This window comes from Paenibacillus sp. FSL M7-0802, assembly GCF_038004945.1.
Lineage (GTDB): Bacteria > Bacillota > Bacilli > Paenibacillales > Paenibacillaceae > Paenibacillus > Paenibacillus polymyxa_B.
Window position 1 is genome coordinate 5,413,828 of record NZ_JBBOSD010000001.1, and the last position, 20,155, is coordinate 5,433,982.

14 protein-coding genes, 1 pseudogene and 1 riboswitch are annotated in these 20,155 nt (G+C 43.1%); of the genes and pseudogenes, 8 read left to right on the top strand and 7 right to left on the bottom strand.

The annotated features are described in order from the left end of the window. Nucleotides 1-59 precede the first annotated feature (59 nt). The 5 genes from MHB54_RS24760 to MHB54_RS24780 all read right to left on the bottom strand — a co-directional run bounded on the left by MHB54_RS24760 (nt 60) and on the right by MHB54_RS24780 (nt 6,022). A complete protein-coding gene (locus tag MHB54_RS24760; protein WP_023989099.1) occupies nt 60-1,565 on the bottom strand; it encodes a [FeFe] hydrogenase, group A in 1,506 nt (501 codons plus the stop codon). Between the two features lie 32 nt (nt 1,566-1,597). Then, on the bottom strand, nt 1,598-2,248 hold the full coding sequence (locus tag MHB54_RS24765; RefSeq protein WP_076295294.1) for a 4Fe-4S dicluster domain-containing protein: 651 nt from the start codon (nt 2,246-2,248) through the stop codon (nt 1,598-1,600). Next, entirely contained in the window at nt 2,245-4,407 is a 2,163-nt protein-coding gene (fdhF, locus tag MHB54_RS24770) for a formate dehydrogenase subunit alpha (RefSeq protein WP_076295295.1), read from the bottom strand. The genes MHB54_RS24765 and fdhF overlap by 4 nt, the downstream gene beginning before the upstream one ends. Nucleotides 4,408-4,534: 127 nt before the next feature. Further along, complete coding sequence (locus tag MHB54_RS24775) at nt 4,535-4,900, bottom strand: hypothetical protein (RefSeq protein ID WP_013310644.1); 366 nt, start codon at nt 4,898-4,900, stop codon at nt 4,535-4,537. A gap of 696 nt (nt 4,901-5,596) precedes the next feature. Next, nucleotides 5,597-6,022, bottom strand: coding sequence for a MaoC family dehydratase (locus tag MHB54_RS24780; RefSeq protein ID WP_028540679.1), 426 nt, complete (start codon nt 6,020-6,022; stop codon nt 5,597-5,599). Nucleotides 6,023-6,367: 345 nt separating this feature from the next. On the opposite strand from MHB54_RS24780, the gene MHB54_RS24785 reads away from it, so the two are divergent. After that, nucleotides 6,368-7,786, top strand: coding sequence for a helix-turn-helix domain-containing protein (locus tag MHB54_RS24785; protein WP_068941642.1), 1,419 nt, complete (start codon nt 6,368-6,370; stop codon nt 7,784-7,786). Between the two features lie 453 nt (nt 7,787-8,239). Next, nucleotides 8,240-8,412: riboswitch (M-box (ykoK) riboswitch) on the top strand. Nucleotides 8,413-8,723: 311 nt separating this feature from the next. Further along, on the top strand, nt 8,724-9,278 hold the full coding sequence (locus tag MHB54_RS24790; protein ID WP_049828342.1) for a DUF1003 domain-containing protein: 555 nt from the start codon (nt 8,724-8,726) through the stop codon (nt 9,276-9,278). Nucleotides 9,279-9,431: 153 nt separating this feature from the next. Here the strand turns inward: MHB54_RS24790 and MHB54_RS24795 are convergent, their stop codons facing one another. Beyond that, a complete protein-coding gene (locus tag MHB54_RS24795; protein ID WP_254347433.1) occupies nt 9,432-10,289 on the bottom strand; it encodes a hypothetical protein in 858 nt (285 codons plus the stop codon). Nucleotides 10,290-10,523: 234 nt separating this feature from the next. On the opposite strand from MHB54_RS24795, the pseudogene MHB54_RS24800 reads away from it, so the two are divergent. Continuing rightward, nucleotides 10,524-10,962: pseudogene (locus MHB54_RS24800) on the top strand (NucA/NucB deoxyribonuclease domain-containing protein). A gap of 234 nt (nt 10,963-11,196) precedes the next feature. Continuing rightward, nucleotides 11,197-11,931 carry a fibronectin type III domain-containing protein gene (locus MHB54_RS24805; RefSeq protein WP_226887760.1) on the top strand — a complete coding sequence of 245 codons (735 nt, stop codon included), beginning with the start codon at nt 11,197-11,199 and terminating at the stop codon, nt 11,929-11,931. Nucleotides 11,932-12,406: 475 nt separating this feature from the next. Here MHB54_RS24805 and MHB54_RS24815 read toward each other — a convergent pair whose 3' ends face one another. Continuing rightward, on the bottom strand, nt 12,407-13,885 hold the full coding sequence (locus MHB54_RS24815) for an FAD-binding protein (RefSeq protein WP_226887761.1): 1,479 nt from the start codon (nt 13,883-13,885) through the stop codon (nt 12,407-12,409). Nucleotides 13,886-14,490: 605 nt separating this feature from the next. On the opposite strand from MHB54_RS24815, the gene leuC reads away from it, so the two are divergent. The 4 genes from leuC (at nt 14,491) to MHB54_RS24835 (ending at nt 20,138) form a co-directional block, all read left to right on the top strand. Beyond that, nucleotides 14,491-15,915 carry a 3-isopropylmalate dehydratase large subunit gene (leuC, locus tag MHB54_RS24820; RefSeq protein WP_013310634.1) on the top strand — a complete coding sequence of 475 codons (1,425 nt, stop codon included), beginning with the start codon at nt 14,491-14,493 and terminating at the stop codon, nt 15,913-15,915. A gap of 20 nt (nt 15,916-15,935) precedes the next feature. After that, nucleotides 15,936-16,538, top strand: a complete 603-nt coding sequence (gene leuD / locus MHB54_RS24825) for a 3-isopropylmalate dehydratase small subunit (protein ID WP_013310633.1) — start codon at nt 15,936-15,938, stop codon at nt 16,536-16,538. Between the two features lie 232 nt (nt 16,539-16,770). Next, nucleotides 16,771-18,345 (top strand): N-acetylmuramoyl-L-alanine amidase, encoded by a 1,575-nt coding sequence (locus tag MHB54_RS24830; protein WP_075154373.1) that lies wholly within the window; start codon nt 16,771-16,773, stop codon nt 18,343-18,345. Between the two features lie 293 nt (nt 18,346-18,638). Then, a complete protein-coding gene (locus tag MHB54_RS24835; protein WP_023989083.1) occupies nt 18,639-20,138 on the top strand; it encodes an N-acetylmuramoyl-L-alanine amidase family protein in 1,500 nt (499 codons plus the stop codon). Nucleotides 20,139-20,155 lie beyond the last annotated feature (17 nt).

Genomic DNA, 20,155 nt, shown 5'->3' on the forward strand with positions numbered 1-20,155 from the left:
CGACTCCTCTCTAACTTACGACAAAAATAATGTATACAGCATAAAAATAACTTAATGTATTAATGAATGGAGTAATCCGCATCCCCTTTGGTGGAAATAGTGTTGCTGCGGCTTTGCTTGCCGGGCCCCCGTTGTTGGAAGGTGGTGTGCAGCAGATGATGCGACACATGACCCAGCGGCTCACCTAGAAATTCATCATAAAGTTTGATGATGTGAGGGTTCTCATGCGATTTTCGTACCTGGTGTGCAGCATCATGTCCATAAATGGAGGATTTACGTGCACGATAAGCTTCAATTCGTTGCTTTTCTAACATGAGCTTAGGTTGTCCCCCTCCGCTGATACATCCAGCAGGGCAGCCCATCACCTCAATAAAATGATAATCACATTCGCCCGCCTGGACACGATCCAGTAGCTGATAGGCATGTTGTAGCCCGGCGACGACCGCTACCTTGAGCTGCAGCTTGCCTACCTGAACCTCAGCTACTCGAATGCCTTCCTCACCACGTACAAAATCGAGCTGGAGCTTCGGCAGTTTTTCATTTGTCAGCAGCTCGTAACCTGTACGGATGGCAGCTTCCATGACTCCTCCAGTGACTCCAAAAATGGAGCCTGCACCTGAATATTGTCCTAACGGTGAATCGAATTCTTCATCAGGCAGGTTCGCAAAATCAATTCCGCGCTGCTTGATCCAGTATGCAAGTTCACGCGTGGTCAGTACCTCATCCACATCACGGTAACCGTCAGATTCCATTTCGGGACGATCGCATTCAAATTGTTTACAAGTACAGGGCATGATGGCAACGCTGTATATATTCGCAGGTTCCACCTCGTCCAGTTGTGCGCCATAAGATTTGATTAGCGCTCCTAACATTTGCATCGGAGATTTGCAGCTGGATAGATGGTCTAGCAGATCGGGATATTCAATCTCTGCAAATCGGACCCATGCTGGACAGCAGGATGTGAACATGGGTAAGGGACCGCCTTCGGTCACGCGACGAATCAATTCAGTGCCTTCCTCCATGATGGTCACGTCAGCTCCAAAGTTGGTGTCGTATACCCGGTCGAAGCCAAGGCGGCGTAAAGCAGCAGCCATTTTCCCAGGCGTCAAGGTGCCGAACGGCATTCCGAATTCCTCCGCGAGTGAAACACGAATGGCTGGAGCACATTGGACGATCCGAAACTGTCCAGGTTTGGTCATCATATCGGCTACCTTATTCAAGTTGTAGCTATAATAGGCAGCGAATAGTGGCTCTCTGATGTCGGCAGGCATATCGCGTTCTTGGATACGTTCCAGCCGTCTAGCGGCGCCTTCCTGTGAAGATGAACCTGCCCAGTCAGATGCGTATACGCTGCATATTTGTACACATTGACCGCAAATAACACATCGGTCTGCATTAACGGTTTGCGGTTCTCCGGGCAATCCCTCTATGGCATCTACTGGACAAACCCCAGCACAACGTCTGCATCCTGTGCAGAGCGTAGGGTCAATATGAATGACAGGGTCTGTGCAATCAGTCGTCTTCATACAAGGAGGCGAGGAGATCTTGTCTATTGTGGTTGACATGGTTTTCTACCTTTCTGCGGCTGATTTTGGCCTTATAGGCGTGGGAAAAAGACTTCCCGCCGAGGCTCTGGAGGTGAGTCGGATATACCTTTGGCCAGCCGTAGGACATGATTCGGGCAGGCCTCTACACATGCAGGCTGTCCGTTCTCTGTTTCCGCGCACAGATCGCATTTGCTTGCTGCGGTGCGGGGAAGGGCGACTCGATTTGCACGGTGAGTCAGGCCGGACTGCGTTACAACGTGTCCTGCCCGGTAGACCGGAGACACCTCAATTGCCCCGAAGGGGCAGGCCAAAACACAGGAGGTACAGCCGATACATCGTTCCTCATCTATCATGACGACGCCGTCCTCCTGACGAATGGCCTGTACCGGACAAGCATGTGCGCAGGGGGCATTTTCGCAATGCCGGCATTGCACCGGCACATACATTTCCCCTGTACGTACAACATACACCTTGGGTACAACAGGTACGCTGACGGTTCCGACCGAAGCTCCTATGCCGTTAGCCTGACTGTGAACGGCGAAGCACGCCAGTTCACAGGCTTTGCAACCGATGCACTGTCCGGCGTCTGCGACTACAAAAGAAGAAGCAACAGCGCTTGTTCTACTGGCTGCTCCCATTCTACTCGTCGAAGCTGACCGGTTATCTGTCAGACGGTGCATCATATTCCCTGTGCCGCTCATCTCGTCACCTTATTAGCCAAAACAGCTTCCTGGACGTTCATCTGTCTGCGAATCCGTTGGTACGATTCATGTACATCACGTTCGGCCTGCGCTTGGTCGGCGATCCGTTCCAGACGGATGGCACAGTATTTTAATTCCGGGGTTTTGGATACCGGATCGAGAAAATCAGCGGTCAGCTCGTTGCATGCTCCAACCCACCAGTGATAGGTCATGTAGGTCGCACCTTGTTGCACACGGTCACTGATTTGTGCCCGTGCCATGATGCGTCCCCGGCGAGAGGATATAGCAACAATTTCGCCATCCAGAATATTCAGATCTGCTCCGTCTTCTGGGCTAATCTGAATAAAGCCAGGCTCATCAGACAACTGGCGCAGCGCGCGGCAATTGCCAGTCATGGTACGAACGGAATAGTGACCTACCTCACGGACTGTGGACAAGACAAGCGGGTATTTTGCATCCGGTTGTTCTTGTGGTGGACGCCATTCGCAGGCGAATAATCTGCCTTTGCCACTAGGTGTCGAAAATTGATTTCCTTTATATAAATACGGTGTACCTGGATGATCCTCAGTAGGGCAGGGCCATTGCACGCCGCCTTGCTGCTCCATTTTTTGGTAGCTGGCACCGGAGAATAATGGGCTGAGACTGCGCATTTCATCCCAAATTTCTTCTGTGTTTGCATAGGACATAGGATAGCCCATGGCGGTAGCAACCTCGCTAATAATAGCCCAGTCTGGCTTTACATCACCCTGTGGCTCAACGGCCTTACGGATGCGCTGAAAGCCCCGATCTGCCGAAGAATATACGCCGTCATGCTCACCCCAGGCAGTAGAAGGGAGGATGACATCGGCGTGCAGCGCTGTTTTGTTCATGAAAATATCCTGAACCACGACAAATTCCAATTGGTCTAGGGCTTCACGCAACTCGGCGGCGTTCGGATCGCTTTGTACAGGGTCCTCGCCAAAAATGTAATAAGCTTTCAGCTTGTTCTCCTTCAGAATGAGGTGTGGTACCTCCGTAAGTGGATAGCCTTTTTTACGTGGCAGCTCAACACCCCATGCTTTTTCAAACTTTTTGCGAGCTGTGTTATCTGTTACATCCTGATAGCCAGGATACACATTCGGCAAAGCGCCCATATCACAGGACCCCTGTACATTGTTTTGTCCCCGTACTGGTCCGATACCCACATTCGGCTTGCCCAAATTTCCAGTCAACAGTGCAAGGGAAGCGAGCCCCTTTACCACATCAACGGCCTGTGAAAATTGACATACGCCCATTCCGTACAAAATTGTAGCGGTAGGGGCCTTTGCATATTCCCTCATAGCCGCCCGGATATCGGCCGCCTTGACCCCCGTAATGCCTTCCGCATATTCGGGAGTATATTTTTTAATGCTGTCTACGTATTCGGCAAAGCCTTCTGTGTTTGCTTCAACATATCGTTTGTCGTACAGTCCTTCATGCACAAGTACATGACCAAAAGCGTTCACCAAAGCCATGTTCGAACCGCCCTTTAAGGGTAGCCACATATTCGAAATACGAGCTGTTTCGGTCATGCGCGGATCGCATACAATAATTTTGGCGCCTCTTTGCTTGGCAGCTACAATGCGTCTTGCGACGATCGGATGTGTTTCGGGTGCATTATATCCAAACACGAAAATGAGATCAGAGTGTTCAATTTCAGGAATAGAGTTGGACATAGCTCCATCTCCGAGCGAGTAAGTCAAACCTGCTACAGAAGGGCCGTGGCATACACGAGCGCAATGGTCAATATTGTTCGTGCCAATGACCGCTCGCATGAACTTTTGCATGACATAATTGGCTTCATTACCCGGACCGCGTGCGGAGCCCGTTCCCATAATGGAGTCGGGTCCGTATTTTTCCTTAATTGCTGACAGCCGTTCGGCAGTATATTGAATGGCTTCCTTCCACTCGACTTCCTCCATAACTCCATTTTTGCGAATCATGGGCTTGCGCAAGCGTGCAGTCAGAATTTGCGGGTCATTCAAAAAATCCCATCCATAGTGTCCTTTCAGACACAGTGTTCCTTCATTCGTACGACCACCAGCCGGCTCTGCGCCAATTACCTGTCCTTTTTCCACCAGCAAATGAAGCTGACAACCGCTCCCGCAGTAGGGACATACGGTCAATACCTTGTCTGCCATAAGTGCAGCACCTCTTTTATATGAAATAGATGAAACTCGTAACATAAAAAAAGCCAATACAAAAATGCCGCTTTACGCTGCATCCTGTACTGGCTTATCCGCGAGCGAGGAGACAAGCTCCTTCCCGCTAATCCAACCGGTGTATGTGTTGTAGTTCTAGAGTAATGATAATGTGTCCGTCTCCATGGACGGAGGGGCAGACCTCCCAAGTATAAGTGAAGGGACTGCCGAGTGTTTTTTCGGCTTCGTTCATAAACTCCTTTTCTAGATAGGGACGAAGGACGTCCCAATATTCCCTGACCTTGTCCTCAGCCCCTTCATGAACGAGAATTTCGGACAAATTAGACAATGTACCTCGAATTTCTACCGTAATCCGGAGCGGCGAATCCAGTGAAACCTTGACGTTGTCCGGTCCTTTTCCCCGGTAGTGCTTGACAATACACACGGCCAACTTCCTGATGCGCTCACGGTATTCCAATTCGGTATTCAACATCTGGACACTCCGCTTCGAATCAAAATAAAGGCGTACTTGCCGCGCATGCCAGACAGCCTGTGTAGCTGGTTTAGAACAAGACGTAACCGTCCCGACCAAAGTGGTCTGCCCAGCACGGCGTATCACCCTTCTATGGTAGAACAGGTTGACCCGGAAAGATGTGAAATTCATTACACTGAACCAAAATTTTACATAGATTAGACCGCTCTTGAAGCAACTATACCTCTATGGTTTGTATGATGCTTCTCGTTCCATCGCGTTGTTTGTCCAGATCCAATACAAAAGCAGTTGAATGACAAACTATGGGCTGAGATTAGTAAATGTCATTCTCAAAGCCCTCTATACTAAAATAGCACAGTGCGAATCTCAGAGATTTATAGTAAATTATTCATTTATATGATTTGCAATATCAATTTATTATTATTACATTGGACGGAAATGCTAGTCGAACTCCAGAAGGCATAGATATGTTATCCAAAATGGTGGAAAAGTACGGGTTCAAGATGTAGAATCTATGCGATATTCAGTTTGTAGAAGGGCACGTCAAGGTCGTCAAATGAAGACTTAGTAGGAATTACTGCAACGTGTGGCTGAACATGAAGCCGCAAGTCAAGCCACGTTAGAATAAAGAGAAGAGGTTCGTGCTAAAATGCATGGACCTCTTCAAACTTGTAATAATTGATTTTTTATGAAACTTTACTGTTTAACCAGAACGGATAAATCGCCTTCAAAAACTTGCTCCTCTTTGTTGTTGAAAGTCGACAGCAATACAGTAACGAGTCCTGTTCCATTCCTCATCTCTTTTACTCCAATCACTTCAACAATGGTGTACAATTCGTCGCCTGGATATACTGGTTTAATAAATTTAATATTATTCATAGCAGTTCCAGCAATAACCTCATCACCGTAACTGCCTGTTTCAACCCAAAGCTTAAAAGAAACAGCTAATGTTTGAATTCCTGAAGCGATAATTCCATTAAATCTACCTTGTAATGCTTTCTCTTCATCTAAATGCATATATTGCGGGTCAAACTCCCTTGCAAATCTGGTAATATCCTCTTTAGTTAATTTTAAAGACTTGGTTTTAAATACTTGTCCGATATAAAATTCATGAAACCGCATTATTACACCTCTTGATTAAATTATTTGCTTATTTATAGAGTAGCATAATATCACCAATCATTTGTAGTCCCACTCAGCAAGTAACCCTCCGTACTTTTGTACAGTCAGATCAATGTAAGTGTCTGCTTTTTGAAGGATTATATTTCCATTAACATAAGTCTCACCGGTAACAGTGGCAGGGTTATTTGACTTCAATGCAGAGTGACTCTTTGGAACTGCTTATTTTATATACTTCGACATTCGATGCAAATAAATAAAAATTATTGACAACTGTTAAATTATGGACAACAATAGAATGCAATAATATATAAATATTGGTACTTCTGTATGGAGGGTGGTTTATCTATGAAAGTTACACCCACGATTAGAGCAGAATTGGAACAATATCTAAAACAAGAAGGTTTGAGCATGATGGAGTTTGGGCATATAGCGGGCATGAATAGGGGGATAGTAAGTAGCATAGTGTCAGGCAATAAATCTATGTCTGTTAACCAGATAGATCGCATTACCGAGGCTATGGGGTTACCGGAAGGTCACTTTTATGTCTTGTTCATAGAAAACTACATCATCGACCATCCTCCGAATATGAGACGAATCGAGCCATTTTTGTTTCGCTGTGCGGAGTTGGACAAGTTGGATGCAATCCGTCGAGTGGTGGGAGCCATCATGGACAATCTACTGTATTCACCCAAGCTATTTGAAATTGCAGAAGAATTGTTGGCGCAGGGAAGACATGCGGCTGCATTGCTGCTCTATGAGGGGGTAGCTGAAGCGGAGAAATATCAACATTCAGAACGATTGGCAGTCTGTCAATATCGTATATTCACGATTCAGATTGGTGACGACCAAAGCCGCAACCACAAGGCAGCTATACTATTTGAGCCTTATGTCGAGCGCCTAGATGATTTAGAACAACTTGATGCGTTAAAGGATTTGGCTAATGTGTACAGGTCTTTGCGTAAGTGGGACAAGGTTGAGGAAATGGCAAGGCAAATGAGAGGGAAAGCTGAAGTACAATATTCCATAAAGCATCAGCAGAAGAATCGAAAGAACAGGGAGCATGAAAAGGAAACCAGAAATCCGTTATTTGGATACATTGCTTACGCCGATTTGTTGTGTGCTAGTGTTTGTGAAGCCCAAGGCGATTATCAACAAGCTCTACAATATACATACGCCTATGCGGATTTAGACTGGGTTAAAGAGGATGACGAGGATACAAAACACTGGGTAAACCTGTTCAGTCAGTGGGCGGTAGGAAATACTTACGTATATAAGCTGTTGTCAGGAGAAATAAGCCTGCTGAACGATTATGTTGAATATATTGCTACAACATCAGCCGCTAACGAGAATGAAAAGCTTTCAAAACTGCTGAATGTTATAATCGCAGCAAACCAGTTTAGCATAGATGTAGACAATATACTCAAACGATTTGAAACGCTAATTGCGACTTTTTCACAGCAACCATCATCAGATGATATGTATACCCGACAAGTGATACCGGATTATATCGCGTGGTTTGGTTACGAATTAGGTTTTTATTATTTATACCGAGGGAAGTACATTGATGGCTTTAAATATTTGATGAATGCAATGGTAAAGTCACATATAATAAATAATGAAACTTACTTTATAAACTGTATGGGGTTGTTTGTTCGTTTTCAAGCCCATGCAGTTCCTGAAACTAAAGCTGAGTATTTCAATTTTATTGAAAGGGTGTGGGAAAACAATGTTCAAAAAAATGGTATTTTTAGTCATCGCGGCTAGCTTTTTGTTTATTGTTACTATGCCGGACCAAGCCTTTAACCACCACCATAGTATTCAGCCTAACGTTACCATTGGAGGATTTTAAAGAAAAAGCTCTGCTAACCTGATGGTCGGCAGAGCTTTCTTTAGTGCAGGAATTACCACACACGGCAGAATAACTATCTGAGGTGATCAGCTTGAACCATACATATAAAGTGTTAAAGTCGGATATAGAACTATTTGCTGCTGCATTAAGCCAGGTAAGAGTATATGTAGTAAAACCGTTGGGTGATGATATGATGTAAGTTTTAGACCATCTGTTTGCCGCAACTGCGGCCCCACGACTTATTATTTTTGCGTTATAAGGGGGAGTGCCAGCGTCGCTGTCACCAGGCACAAACACATGTGGAATATAGCAAATATATTTGGGTTTGACAGCACATTTAGACAGCAGTATGCTTGCTAAGGAAATATTGATGTCCTCGTTAGGTGAGGCTCCTATATGAACATAAGCCACTGCCCGGAAACATCGAAAGATGCCAATGGGTATAACAGGAATTGCCGGATTAAGGCTCTTCTTAATGTGGCTAAAGAACTTTGGTTCTTTTACGTCGTATAGTGCTAAAGCTCGACTTGGGGGAATCGGATATTTGTATGCTTTATCCTGCATGCAGAACGACGCCCTTCAGTTAGCTGAGGGGCGTTTTTATTTCAATGTTGTAGTATTGGCAATGATTTGGTTCCAGTGTGATCAGTAAAATATGGAGCCCACAACATGTTAAGGGGAGAGGGGTTGAACCATTCAATGAGTAGTCGAAGTTCGTCTGAACCGGATCCAGAACCAGGGAGTCTATTGGCAGTCGGGTTAAAACTAGATACCATAATTGAGTATGGTTGCTATTCCTCCCCTACGGGTTAGTATTGGGCCCGACTGCCTTAAAACAAGGAGGCAGTTGACATGTCAAAAATGAATTTTTTTCAAAAAAAACAGCAAAATAAAAGTGCTGCTCATATTCAAGGCTTTGATATTGAATTGAATCAGGAAAATACCCGTCGTATTGATCGGCTAGTCGATAGTTACGAGAATAGCATTCTTTCTCATTTAGATGAAGCGTACCAAAGAACGACAAGCTGGCAAGATCGTCTTGCAGATCGGATTGCATCATTCGGCGGTAGCTGGAGATTTATTACTTATTTCGCTATCTTTCTGACCCTCTGGATACTCTTGAACAGCTTGCCGTTTACTCGCTTTCATTTCGATGAACCTCCATTTATCTTGTTGAACTTGTGTTTGTCCTTTATTGCAGCATTTCAGGCTCCGGTCATTATGATGAGTCAGAACCGCCAAGCTGCAAGGGATAAGCATGAATCGATCATTGACTTCGCGATCAACTACAAAGCCGAACAAGAGATTGACGATATGCAGAGCCACCTTCATCGGATCGAAGGCGAACTGATTGAGATTAAAAAACTCTTACTTGTTCTAAAACAACCGAATGAAGAACATAAATGACACTTTAGATTATATAGAGGCCCCGTAGAGAAGTTTTTACCTGAATCGATTCCGATTAACGAATCTTATTTCTTCCGAATCAATTTGAATTTAGAGTAGATGTGAAAAAGGACTCCGCTGGTATGTAACCAGTATGAAGTCCTTTGTTGTTTATTATTTTGTTGAATACTCGCTTACTTCAAATGTGAGTATTTTATTGAATATTACATAGTCCTTACGGTTGCTGAATGGACCTTTGTTGTTATTGTGTTTATCGATAGCAAAGAATGAAGGGCCTCTACCAGCATCTTTAGCGTCATACCAAGCAATGAATGCACTGAGTTCTTTTTTACTTAGATCGAATTCCTTATCAAATCCATTGTCCATTGTTACAGTCAGAATAGCTCGGTCGCCAGTTGGTTGTGCTGGTTCGGTCGGCTCAGTAGGTTCAGACGGATTAGGCTCAGGACTTGGTGTTGGATTTGGCGTCGGTGTTGGTTCAGGTGTCGGTTTAGGATCTGGTGTTGGAGAAGGTTCCGGTGCTGGTACTGTATCTTTACTGTTGAAAAAGTCAAGTTCGCTTATATTTATGTCTTCACCACTAAGTGAATAAAGAGTGACGAATCTAACGCGTTCTACTTTTTTTTCATTTGGAAGCTTCTTCAGTTCTCCATTTCCTACGTTGGTTTCAAATATGCCTATATAACCTGTGTCTCGGTCGTAGAAACTATTTCTTAAATTTTTAGAATCACTTTTAAGCTTGTAAGAATCAATAGTTCTATCTGTACCTAAATCAATCATAACCATCTTATCTTTAGGAAGTAAATAGTTTGTTTCTTCATTGTTATCTGTTATAAGTGTTGTACTTGCTTTGCTTGCATGGGGTCTTCCTATAAAATATATGTCAGGTATCATTGCATCAACACTTTTTCCGTTGGCATAACCTCCCGTATAGGCACTCACTGATGACAATGGGAGGAAAATAGTAATAAGTAAAGTGAAGCATAAAATTAAATTGAGCTTTCTTTTCATGTATAAATCCCCTTTTTGTTTATTTGCTCAGTAATCATACAAAATTGAAAAAGGGAGTCTAAACATTAATGTCTATATATTCAAAAATAAGTTTAAATGTGGTTTTTAATTTCTGGAGTAATGAGCTCTGCCCGAAAACTGGTATGAGTCCTTTTTATTATGTGACAATATACGCGATACTTCGACATGTCTCCCAATATAGTATTGAGAAGATTAAATACTATGGAGGGTCGTATGATAAAAGGAATCGCAAAAGGATTAATCGTATTGTTACTGGCAGCTATCTTTTCCGTACAGGGTGTTTATGCTGAACCGGCAGCAATCAACCAACAAGCAGCAGTTGGGTATACGCTGGAGTTCCCAAGCTCACGTTATCCAGAAACAGGGGATGCAATAGCAGCCGGACATTCTGCGGTGTGTACAATTGATCGGGATGGAGCCGAAGAAAACAGGAAGGAATCGCTCAAGGGCTATCCGACGAAAAAGGGATATGATCGCGATGAATCGCCAATGGCAATGTGTGCAGAAGGTGGCGCAGGTGCTGATATCAGATACATAAAGCCTAGTGATAACCGGGGAGCAGGATCATGGGTAAGTCATCAGTTAGATGAGTATGAAGATCGGGACTAAAGTGAGGTTTATTGTAAAAAAAACAAGGACTCAACCAGTATAGAAGCTGGCATGAGTCCTTTTTAATACCCAATAAAAAATAAATATGCAAATATATTGATTATATTTATAGATTAGCAAGTTTATGTTTAGACACATTCTAAAGAATGTATTACCGTAGTATCTGTTATACAGCACTTCAAAATATACGACCCAATCGGGAGCGCAGATTAAGTTCTCATTCTATGGAACAAAACTGAGACTGATTGGTACAAGATACCTAGATAGACCAACTAATGTGCAAATTACAATAGATAATATTGATGAAGTATTTTCTCAAAATGGAACGCTTTTAAGACAAAATCTATCATATGAAAAAACAGGACTACCAGAAGGAAGACATAATGTAACAATTACTGTACCACAGCTTACCGGGGGTCACTATGATTTGGATGCAATTGATATTGATAAAAATGGTAAATTAGTAGATGTTAATACTGCCGCTAATCTTACAGCAAAAGCTGGAGACGGCAAGGTTACTTTAAAATGGGATCAAATAGAGAATGCAGAAAGCTATACAGTTAAATACGGAACGGAGTCAGGTAAATACACTGAAACTGCTACAGCAACAAAAGATGCCTATGGAAACTTCATCATTCCAAGTCTGACCAATGGAACGAAATACTACTTTGTTGTGAGTGCTAAAGTAAATGGTGTGGATTCAGAATACTCCAATGAAGCTTCAGCAACTCCACTAGGAGGAGGAGGCAGTCAACCTGATCCAGAGCCAACTACTGGAGATCGTGCAATATTGGTGGTCACTATGACAACAGGCTTGGAAAAAGAGTTTGACCTAAGCATGAAAGAGGTTAATGACTTTATCTCGTGGTACGAAAACAAACAGGCTGGTTCTGGATCAGCTTCATACGCAATCAATAAGCACGATAACAATAAAGGCCCATTCAGCAGCCGCAAGGACTACATGCTGTTTGATCGTATCCTTACGTTCGATGTAAGTGAATACTCTAAATAAATCAAAAAGCTCAGCTGACCTTAATTGGTCGGCGGAGCTTTTTTTTGTTAAGAAGCCCTTCCTTTAACCAAGACCTCGCATAGCCTATGGAGTATAGTACCCTAAAGTAAAGGAGGCGTTACGTGTGGGGGAAATGAAAAGAGACTACGAGGGAATCACCGGAAGAGTTTGGACATCGATAGCTGCTGTATTGGCATTGTTCATTTTGCTGGTAATCATCTTAAAATTAATTCATTTATAAAGATTCTTAAGCTCCACCGGCATTTTTTCGAATTGCTGTTTAGCCCTGTGCTTTTTATCCTTTTGGTCATAATGACTAAAGCGTGTTGAATTTAATTTCTTGAGCATAGCCACATTAGTTCCCGAGGAATCTATAAGGTTCGCCGTTCGGCCCTAGGCTAATCCATGAGGGTCGCCTCTTTTTGGAATGGTTGGGTGGTACTTTCCATTAGCCAAAAAGGCGACTCTTTTTATCCTATTTTTGGATACTCAACAAGCCTGACTTTGCTTCAAGATCTTCTATAATTTCCATTGCAACAAAATATCCAAAAGACAATGTTAAAATATCCTCGTATCGTTTTCCTGATCCTCTTGCTCTACTTAATATGATGTTTTGACTTTCTTGTATTTTTTTTCTAAGGAATGATAGAGAAACCACAGGTGGATTGGAAGCGATCAAATCCATCATCAGAGTTGACAACTTTTTCTGAAACTCTTCAATCGGAAAGTCATTATTTTCTTTTGAATACAGATGCATCGTTTCAGGTGGATCTTTAAATGAAGTTTGATATTGAGTATTGAAAACACCTTCATTAGCTATTTTGTCCGCAATTAATTTACCAAAAACGATCCCCGATGCGAATGCTTGCCCAGGGATTCTTCCTATACCAAGATCACCATTAAATTGAGCTTCTCCAGTAGCAAAAACACGATTCAAGTTTATAGCCTCAGCATTAGCATTGATTTCGATTCCTCCTGAAGAATAGTGCATCGTTGGTGTAATTTTAATTCTTTTATTTTTAACTACCTTAGGACTAAATCCATATTTTTTGAATTTTTCATTTAAAACATTTTCATCAGCATGGCTCATATCCAAGTACATGTCTTTTTTTTGTTTGATACATTCAAGTTGGAATTTTAAAATCTCATCAATCATTTCGTGGTAATCATCTCGAGCAATTGCATCACAAATATACTTATCTTTTAATAATTGAACTCCATCCTCATCTATTATTTTCCCTTGACTCAAAGATACAACCCCGCCCAATAAAATTTGCCTTCCGTTATATATAGACCAAGGATGACACATTACTGTAGACATTCCCTTTAATCTTGCACCTATTTTTTTAGCTAAGATAAGCGTTTCACCAGTTGAACCCGGCGAATTATCATTGAAACAGAATTGTCCTGCATATCCTCCCGTAGCTAATACCAAATAATTTGTAAATATTCTGATAAATTGATCTGATTGTGTGTCATAAAATATTGCGATAATTCCTTGATCGTACTTTTCCAAATGAATCAAAATTTTATTACACATCGGTTGTTCAATATGTTGTAACAAACAATTGATTAATTTCTTTCCCCCATGTGATTTAATCAAACATTCAGGCATGATACCAAAGGATGTTTTCTCATAAGGAATTCCTAATTCTTTGAAGAAATTTATAATTATGTTGGAATTCCTATATAGCGCTTCAATTACTGATCGATCTGCTCCACATTTATCAATAGTAAGATTAATAATATTGTTAACTTCATTCTCTGATGGAACCCGAGTATTTGCGGCTGAAAGAAAGGAGTTGCTTTGTTTGGGTGCATTCTTTTTTGTTACAATCGTGTACTTAATATTATTTTTCGACAAATAATAAGCAGCAGTAAGCCCTGAGATCCCCGTACCGACAATCAAAATTGGAGTGTAGTTTTCAACGGATATTCCATTTTGTTTCATCATTCCAACTCCCTTTTAGGATGTGAATGTTATCTTCGGCTGAATCTCGTAGTCAGTTTTCTATTTGTTGCAACAAAACGCATCATGATGATATTCATAAAATTCTTGCTCCGTTGTTAATTGCCTGTAATTTATATCAAATTATATAACTATATTTCGTTTTATACTTTATATAGTTATTGAGAGCTAACAAAATCAAATACGAACAGTTTTGCAAAAGTAGAGGAAAAAAAGAACCATTATAGCAATCGCTAAGATGATTCTTATTACGATTTCCAATATCCTTGTTACCAACGAAGAATGGAATCCAAACAAAATATTTTCCTAATTGTACAAGTTTATTCCTTATATTGTCAACATTATCTGAGAATATATAATTGACTCAGCTTTCGCAGTATGAATATTCAAACAAATCCTTAATGTAATAACTGGCAGTACCTTAGAAAAGGCGACAGAGTTCATAGTATCCATCCTTATAGCCTTAACCTATCACTTCTATAGATATCATATCTTAGACCAATCAAACATCCCGTGGTATATTATTGACATTCAAGAGAGAGCCGTTAGCTTCTCTCCACTAGGTTCGAAAAACACAGGGGTGAATAATGATGAGTAAAAAGACCATGTTCGAGAAAATTTGGGATAACCATGTCATCTATCAGGAAGCGGGAAAGCCGAGTATTTTGTACATTGATCTTCACCTCGTACATGAGGTAACATCGCCGCAGGCGTTTGAAGGATTGCGTCTTAGCGGTCGTCAGGTGCGTCGTCCAGAGCTTACGTTTGCAACGATGGATCATAACGTGCCGACTAAGGACCGTTACAATATTACGGACCCGATTTCCAAGCAGCAGATTGATACATTAACTCAAAATTGCCGTGATTTCGGTGTTACACTGTATGATCTGGATACGGTGGATCAAGGTGTCGTTCACGTTATGGGGCCTGAACTTGGTCTGACTCATCCGGGCAAAACGATTGTTTGTGGTGATAGCCATACCTCCACACACGGGGCGTTCGGAGCACTCGCTTTTGGTATCGGAACCAGTGAGGTAGAGCACGTAATGGCAACACAATGTCTCCAGCAAGCTAAAGCCAAAACGATGGAAGTTCGCTTTGTAGGCCGCCGCAAACCTGGTGTGACAGCAAAGGACATGATTTTGGGTGTCATTGCCAAATACGGTACAGATTTCGCCACAGGTTATGTTATTGAGTACACAGGTGAATCTATCCGCGAATTGAGCATGGAAGAGCGCATGACTGTGTGTAACATGTCCATTGAAGGCGGAGCCAGAGCAGGAATGATTGCACCGGACGAAACCACCTTCAATTACTTGCGTGGACGTCAACATGTAGCACAAGGAGCTGCTTTCGAGCAAGCGGTTGCTGAGTGGAAAGAGCTTGTCACAGATGAAGGCGCTGAGTTTGATGTCGTGCTGGAGTTTGACGTAGATGCTTTGATTCCGCAAGTAACCTGGGGCACCAGCCCGGGGATGGGTACAGATATTTCCTCAACTGTACCGATTCCGGCAGAACTGCCAACCGAAAACGAACGTAAAGCAGCTGAAAAAGCGCTTGAATATATGGATTTGAAGCCAGGTACTCCGATTACGGATATTGCGATTGATTATGTGTTTATCGGCTCCTGCACCAATGGGCGGATTGAAGATTTGCGTGCAGCCGCTGAGGTTGCCAAAGGTTACAAGGTTTCTGACAAAGTAACGGCCATCGTCGTACCAGGTTCGGGGCGTGTGAAAATTCAGGCTGAAGAAGAAGGGCTGGACGTCATTTTTACAGAAGCAGGATTTGAGTGGCGTGAAGCGGGATGCAGTATGTGTCTTGCGATGAATCCAGACGTACTGCAACCGGGACAGCGTTGTGCATCGACTTCTAATCGTAACTTTGAAGGTCGTCAGGGACGCGGAGGACGGACTCATCTGGTATCTCCAGCAATGGCAGCCGCTGCGGCGATTCATGGACATTTTGTTGATGTACGGGATTGGAAATTCAAGCAGGAAGAAGTAGTCCGCTAGGATACAGAGGAGGAATTACGATGGAAGCTTTCACAACATTAAAAGGAATTGTAGCACCTGTGGATCGGGTGAACGTGGATACAGATGCTATTATTCCTAAGCAGTTTTTGAAACGAATTGAACGTACGGGCTTTGGACAGTTTCTGTTCTACGAGTGGCGGTTTGATGAAGCGGGCAATATCAATCCTGAATTTGAACCGAACAAGCCTCGTTATGCAGGGGCGTCTGTGCTGATCTCTCGCGCTAACTTTGGCTGTGGCTCCTCACGTGAGCATGCGCCGTGGGCGATTATGGACTATGGGTTTCGTTGCGTAATTGCTCCGTCTTATGCGGATATCTTCTATAATAACTGTTTTAAAAACGGTATATTGCCGATCAAGCTGTCTGAAGAGCAAGTAGAGGAATTGTTTCAGCGCACGGCGCAGCATGATAACTACCAATTAAACATCGACCTGAATGATAAAACGATCACTGACGATTATGGTCTGAAAATTGAATTCGATTTGGATGAACATCGCCGCCAGTTCCTGCTGCAAGGCTTGGACGATATTGGCCTGACACTCCAGCATGAATCTGAAATTCTGGCTTATGAACAAAAACGTGCTGCGAAACAAGGCGCATAGGGTTAATTCCCAGTTCAGTTTCAATACGTAGTCATATAGCTAGCTCATTTGTTAGACAGAAAGCCCGTACTGGCATTACTTTTGCCTGCGGGCTTTTATCATGCTCAAAAAATAAATTGGAAAATAAGGGGTTGACGGTTCGACTCAGCATGGTATTGTAAATGTAAAATGATTGAAGGACTGTGTCTGTGAGAAATACCAAAAAATACATATATAAGTTAGGGGAATGAGAATGAAGAAATATGGTTGGGTGATACTAGCGGCTATCTTGATTTGGTTGTGGCCGTCCTCCCCTCATGCGAATGCGGCTGGAGCAGATTTGTTTTTAGATGGCAAAAGGGTGGAAGCGCCTGCAGATGCCAAGCCTGAAATGGTCAATGGAAAAATCATGGTACCGCTAAGGGTGGTTGGGGAGCAGCTTGGATATCAATTCAAGTGGGAACCACAATCCTATAAAATCTCAATTCAAAAAAATAGTACCGATATGTCCATGTATGTAGGCCGTACATCGGCTGATGTGAATGGAAAAACAGTTAGTCTGGATGCACCTCCTGTGCTTCGGGGAAGCTCGACCATGGTCCCATTGCGTTTTGTTGGGGAGCAAATGGGGCTAAAAGTAGATTGGAATAATAAAAGTAAATCCGTAAATCTCAGTCAAAAGGCTGTAACTCAACAAGCGAGTAAACAGTCTCAATCCCAACCATCGTCGCAAACGTCAACACAGAGTACAACAAGCACCAATAAAACGTCTTCAGCAACAGCGACGACAATAAATCCAGTTGAAGCAGACAAGCATACTGAAGCCGCATCTTCACCAGCCAAGCAGCAAAATACAGAACAGACCACAGCAAATGCGTTGCTTGTACAAAATATTACTTTTGAGGGTGAAACGTTAAAGATTTCTCTGAACAAAGATGTTACCCCTAAAGTATCCAAAATGACGGGGAATGATCGTATTGTTGTAGATTTACCCGGGGCTTCACTGGCGACTGATTTTCTTCAACCGTTCCCGATTCGCACCGATGGCACGCGGGCGTTGACGAATAGTGACGGCGAGGATGTGCAGGAAATTAGATTTGCTCCCACAGATGGACAAAATGGGGGTGTACGCATTGTCATTGCTTTAAATCAAGCACGTGATTACGATCTTTCAACCAATGGCCTAGGCGATATCACCCTTCAATTGCGTGAGCGTAGTGTGAATCCGGTAGTGGTAACACCAACGAATGTCGAAGGACGGCGAATCGTCGTCATTGATCCCGGACATGGTGGCAAGGACCCTGGGGCAGGTAGTGTGACTGGGCGACATGAAAAGGAATTTACATTGGCGGTAGCGTTAAAGGTCGAGCAGCTTCTACAAAATGATCCTGACATTCAAATCGTATTGACTCGCAATGGAGATACGTATCCCACGCTGGATGAACGACCACAACTGGCTAATAGTCAACAGGCAAGCGTGTTTGTATCCATTCATGGTAATAGTATGCTAGCTTCAGATAAAGGAAAAACCAATGGCTCTGAAACCTATTATGCACGCCAGGACAGTTTGGCACTGGCAAAGGCGATGCATAAATATCTTGTAGCGGCTACCGGATTTAAGGATAATGGCATCAGGGTGGCAAACCATGTGGTGACGAGAAAATCACAAATGCCCGCTGTATTGCTGGAATGTGGCTACCTTAGTAATCTATCAAATGAAGCAGCCATGTTCACAGAAGAAACACAGGAAAAGATCGCCGAAGGTATTGTCGATGGGTTGAAGGAGTATCTTGGAACAGGCACAGGAGCAACTGAATCACTTAACTAAGGATGTTTACAATAAAAGCTACTTTCCACCTTTTAATGAAAATTCATGGGGTGAAAAGTAGCTTTTTTAGTTTTTTTGGCTGTGACTTTTGACGGAAAGCGAATGATCTATATTTTTAGTCAAAATTCGACAAAAATAGTTCTTTGGCACGTATATTTCTGTTATGATGGAATATATTCGCAACTTTTGGTGTGAGATAACGTCTATAAGGTTGTCTGATATTACATAAGCGCGTATATCAGGTCGCCGCACCGGAGCATGTGGCAAAAAAATTATGAATGGAAGGGTGACGAATGAAGAAATTTGGTTTTTTGTTGTTATTATTTGTCTTCATGTGGGCGGTTCCGGGTTATGGACATGCGGCTTCGAGTGGAACACAAATCTATCTCGACGATCAACAGTTAAGTGTCCCTAGTGGTGCTAAGGCACAAGTAATTGGCGGAAGTACAATGGTCCCGCTACGCGTAATTTCTGAAAATTTGGGATATGACGTGACATGGAAGCAGCAGGCGCGAACCATAACGATTGAGAAAGACAGTACCTCGATCCGAATGATAATCGGAAGTAAGACGGCGACTGTCAATGGAAGCGACATTAGTCTGGATGCTTCGCCTCTGCTGCGTTCCAATTATGCCCTTGTACCGCTTCGTTTTATCGGCGAGCAAATGGGACTGGACGTAAAATGGGACAGCAGCTCCAAGTCCGTAAAATTATATACCCGCAGTAGCGGGTCTGGAAACGGGGAATTTACACCTCCCAAGTCCGGAAATAACAGTACAGGTACTGGTAGTGTTACTGCACCAACGAATAATGCGAACTCAGGTGTTACACAGGTGCAGGGAGTTAGTTTCAGCCAAAACCGTTTAACCATCACAACAGCCAGTGCCGTCAAGCCGAAAGCGTTTACGATGGCAGGCCCTGATCGGGTAGTGGTGGATTTGCCAGCGACTGCGTTTGCTGACAATTTCGGAGAGCAGCAAAAGCTGGATAGCAACTTAAATGGTTCGCTGGACATTGAGAATGAAGCGGATGTGTCCGGTATCCGTTATGCTTTATTCCAAAAGGAACCTTCAACGGTGCGCGTTGTTATTGATTTGAAGCATGCCATGAATTATACCGCATATAATGATGGTTCGAATCGTGTTATCGTCGATCTGGCTTCCAAAGATTCTGTGAATACCACGCCAGACGCAACGTTACCAGATGGCTCACAGCCGGATGACACGCAGACATCACCAACTAACAGCAATGGTAAAAAGGTCGTTGTTATTGATGCTGGCCATGGAGCAAAAGATTCTGGAGCAGTTGGTGTTTCAAGAAAAAATTATGAAAAGACCTTCAACTTAGCTATGGCTCTGAAAGTAGAAAGCATATTAAAGCAGAACCCCAAGCTTGAGGTTGTGCTGACACGCAGTGATGATACATTCTTGGAGCTTAAACAGCGCGTAAAAGTAGCTGAAAACCTTAATGCTAACGTGTTCGTGTCCATTCATGCTAACAGCAGCGGTAGCTCAGCTTCCAACGGTACAGAGACGTATTACCAGCGTAGTGCAAGCAAAGCGTTCGCTAACGTTATGCATAAGTACTTTGCTCCTGCGACGGGTCTGACAGACCGAGGCATTCGTTATGGCAATTTCCATGTAATTCGGGAAACGACTATGCCAGCCGTATTGCTTGAAGTAGGATATCTGAGTAATGCAAAAGAGGAAGCCACACTGTTTGATGAAGATTTTCAAAACCGGGTAGCTCAAGGGATTGCAGATGGAATCACAGAGTATCTCGACGTAAAATAGATCTTCAACAAATCGCT

Excerpts from the sequence above, each read along its gene's own strand:
- MHB54_RS24765 (WP_076295294.1), bottom strand. The coding sequence starts at position 2,248 with ATGAGCGGCACAGGGAATATGATGCACCGTCTGACAGATAACCGGTCA.
- MHB54_RS24775 (WP_013310644.1), bottom strand. The coding sequence starts at position 4,900 with ATGTTGAATACCGAATTGGAATACCGTGAGCGCATCAGGAAGTTGGCC.
- MHB54_RS24760 (WP_023989099.1), bottom strand. The coding sequence starts at position 1,565 with ATGTCAACCACAATAGACAAGATCTCCTCGCCTCCTTGTATGAAGACG.
- MHB54_RS24835 (WP_023989083.1), top strand. The coding sequence starts at position 18,639 with ATGAAGAAATTTGGTTTTTTGTTGTTATTATTTGTCTTCATGTGGGCG.
- MHB54_RS24785 (WP_068941642.1), top strand. The coding sequence starts at position 6,368 with ATGAAAGTTACACCCACGATTAGAGCAGAATTGGAACAATATCTAAAA.
- fdhF (WP_076295295.1), bottom strand. The coding sequence starts at position 4,407 with ATGGCAGACAAGGTATTGACCGTATGTCCCTACTGCGGGAGCGGTTGT.
- leuD (WP_013310633.1), top strand. The coding sequence starts at position 15,936 with ATGGAAGCTTTCACAACATTAAAAGGAATTGTAGCACCTGTGGATCGG.
- MHB54_RS24780 (WP_028540679.1), bottom strand. The coding sequence starts at position 6,022 with ATGCGGTTTCATGAATTTTATATCGGACAAGTATTTAAAACCAAGTCT.
- MHB54_RS24795 (WP_254347433.1), bottom strand. The coding sequence starts at position 10,289 with ATGAAAAGAAAGCTCAATTTAATTTTATGCTTCACTTTACTTATTACT.
- MHB54_RS24790 (WP_049828342.1), top strand. The coding sequence starts at position 8,724 with ATGTCAAAAATGAATTTTTTTCAAAAAAAACAGCAAAATAAAAGTGCT.
- MHB54_RS24830 (WP_075154373.1), top strand. The coding sequence starts at position 16,771 with ATGAAGAAATATGGTTGGGTGATACTAGCGGCTATCTTGATTTGGTTG.
- MHB54_RS24815 (WP_226887761.1), bottom strand. The coding sequence starts at position 13,885 with ATGATGAAACAAAATGGAATATCCGTTGAAAACTACACTCCAATTTTG.
- leuC (WP_013310634.1), top strand. The coding sequence starts at position 14,491 with ATGAGTAAAAAGACCATGTTCGAGAAAATTTGGGATAACCATGTCATC.